This is a genomic window from uncultured Shewanella sp., assembly GCF_947491715.1.
Lineage (GTDB): Bacteria > Pseudomonadota > Gammaproteobacteria > Enterobacterales > Shewanellaceae > Shewanella.
In genome coordinates this window covers 1-2551 of record NZ_CANLKR010000081.1, presented here as the reverse complement: position 1 = coordinate 2551, position 2551 = coordinate 1, and the positions used below count along the sequence as shown (strand labels likewise).

Below are 2551 nucleotides of genomic sequence, written 5' to 3'. Positions count from 1 at the left end.
TGGTGGTCGATACTGGGCTCGAACCAGTGACCCCCTCCTTGTAAGGGAGGTGCTCTCCCAGCTGAGCTAATCGACCTCGCTGTGTGGGGCCGTATTATAGGGGGAGCGCTTCGAGTGTCAACGCTTTTTTTGATAAAAAAGCCTACCCGCCTTAATTTTGCACTTTTTGTTGCTTTGTCACTCAAGTCTTTGTGCTGATTGTTATAAGTCAGGTGATTAAATCAATTTTTTCAAGTATGGCGATTTAATGACAAATTGACGCTTGTTTTTCTTTTTGGCATTTTGACTGATAGAATAGGGCTCTCATTTATCAGTACCGTCTAATTACTAGACTTTTTAATATAGGTTATTGTCCCATTATGACAACTAAGACACGTTTTGCTCCTAGTCCAACAGGCTTTCTTCATGTTGGTGGCGCTCGAACAGCACTTTATTCATGGTTACACGCTCGCGCAAATGAAGGTGAATTTGTATTAAGAGTTGAGGATACTGATATTGAACGTTCGACTCAAGAAGCTTGTGATGCCATTTTGGAAGGAATGGAATGGTTAGGACTAAACTGGGATCAAGGTCCATATTATCAAACTCAGCGTTTTGAACGGTATAATGAAATTATTGCACAAATGTTAGAGCAGGGGACGGCCTATAAATGTTATTGCTCTCGTGAGCGCATTGAATTAATGCGTGAAGAACAAGAAGCAAAAGGTGAACGTCAAAAATATGATGGCTGTTGCCGTGATAAAGCGCCAAGAGAGACTGATGAGCCTTTTGTTATTCGTTTTAAAAACCCAACCGACGGGAGCGTTATTTTTGATGATCATGTTCGTGGACGGATTGAAATTGCAAATGAAGAGTTAGATGATCTCATTATTGCACGTACGGAAGGCACGCCAACTTATAATTTCTGTGTCGTTGTTGATGATTGGGATATGGGGATCACATGCGTTGTTCGTGGTGAAGATCATATTAATAATACGCCTCGTCAAATCAATATCCTTAAAGCATTGGGTGCGCCAGTACCTGAATATGCACATGTTGCTATGATATTAGGCGATGATGGCGCTAAATTATCAAAGCGCCACGGTGCTGTGAGTGTGATGCAATATCGCGATGATGGTTTTTTACCTGAGGCTCTTCTAAATTATTTAGTGCGTCTAGGTTGGTCTCATGGAGACCAAGAAGTGTTTTCTATTGAAGAGATGAAACAGCTATTCAAGCTAGATGACATTAATAAGGCGGCATCGGCTTTTAATACTGAAAAACTGGTTTGGTTGAATCAGCATTATATGAAGTCACTTCCTTCCGAGTATGTCGCTAAACAATTAGAATGGCATATGCATGATCAAAATATTGACTTTTGTCATGGTCCTTCTTTGCCTGAAGTGGTTTCCGCTTTATCTGAAAGGGCAAAAACATTAAAAGAGATGGCGACTTCCAGTCGTTATTTCTTCGAAGACTTTAGTGATTTTGATGAAAATGCCGCTAAGAAGCATTTAAGAGGCGTTGCAATGGAACCGTTGAAGTTAATTCAACAAAAGTTATCTGCTTTAGTTGAATGGAATGTAGATTCTATTCATCAAGCTATTGAAGCTACTGCTGCAGAGTTAGAAGTGGGAATGGGGAAAGTCGGAATGCCGTTGAGGGTAGCCGTAACGGGAGCGGGTATGTCTCCTGCTGTTGATTTAACCTTATTTCTTGTTGGACGAGAACGTTCTGAACAAAGAATATCCAAAGCGATTGAATTTGTAGCAAATAGAATAAATTCCTAAAAAACGAGTTGACACTTTTGGGTCTGCTGCATAGAATGCGCCACGCAGTTGAGACATAGCGTCACGCAAATCGTGATAGATTCAAAAGTGTCTTAGTTGTTAAGTGGGGCCTTAGCTCAGCTGGGAGAGCGCAACACTGGCAGTGTTGAGGTCAGCGGTTCGATCCCGCTAGGCTCCACCATTTTTATTCTAAACAGAGTAAAAATACACTCAATGTAATAGAGTATAACATTACAGTCCGGGTCCCCATCGTCTAGAGGCCTAGGACACCGCCCTTTCACGGCGGTAACAGGGGTTCGAATCCCCTTGGGGATACCACAAATTATAATTTATATTACTTGTAATGTAGGTTTATGGGGCCTTAGCTCAGCTGGGAGAGCGCAACACTGGCAGTGTTGAGGTCAGCGGTTCGATCCCGCTAGGCTCCACCACTTATTGACATCATTTTCGATGGTAAGTGGAATGTAACATACTGATTCAGTTTATTTAATAATAGGATTATTGGATAGTAGAATATGCAGTTGTTTTTACTTAAGTAAAAATAAAGTCCGGGTCCCCATCGTCTAGAGGCCTAGGACACCGCCCTTTCACGGCGGTAACAGGGGTTCGAATCCCCTTGGGGATACCATTTTATTGTTTACTCATTTAAACATTAGCTCTATATGTAAAAAGCAATCCTAAGGTCACCTATCGATTGTGATAAAGATAAAGTCCGGGTCCCCATCGTCTAGAGGCCTAGGACACCGCCCTTTCACGGCGGTAACAGGGGTTCGAATCCCCTT

1 protein-coding gene and 5 tRNA genes are annotated in these 2551 nt (G+C 42.1%); 5 read left to right on the top strand and 1 reads right to left on the bottom strand.

What is annotated here, in order from left to right; genetic code table 11:
- A tRNA-Val gene (locus Q0779_RS23540) sits at positions 1-76 on the bottom strand.
- Between the two features lie 283 nt (positions 77-359).
- Here Q0779_RS23540 and gltX point away from each other — a divergent pair.
- The 5 genes from gltX (at position 360) to Q0779_RS23515 (ending at position 2397) form a co-directional block, all read left to right on the top strand.
- A complete protein-coding gene (gene gltX, locus Q0779_RS23535) occupies positions 360-1769 on the top strand; it encodes a glutamate--tRNA ligase (protein ID WP_298776687.1) in 1410 nt (469 codons plus the stop codon).
- Positions 1770-1874: 105 nt separating this feature from the next.
- Positions 1875-1950, top strand: a tRNA-Ala gene (locus tag Q0779_RS23530).
- A gap of 61 nt (positions 1951-2011) precedes the next feature.
- Positions 2012-2087: transfer RNA gene (locus tag Q0779_RS23525), tRNA-Glu, on the top strand.
- 37 nt (positions 2088-2124) lie between these two features.
- Positions 2125-2200 (top strand) — tRNA-Ala (locus tag Q0779_RS23520).
- Between the two features lie 121 nt (positions 2201-2321).
- A tRNA-Glu gene (locus Q0779_RS23515) sits at positions 2322-2397 on the top strand.
- The last annotated feature ends 154 nt before the right edge of the window (positions 2398-2551 follow it).

Bases quoted from the DNA above. Each gene is read 5' to 3' on its own strand.
- gltX (WP_298776687.1), top strand. From the start codon at position 360: ATGACAACTAAGACACGTTTTGCTCCTAGTCCAACAGGCTTTCTTCAT.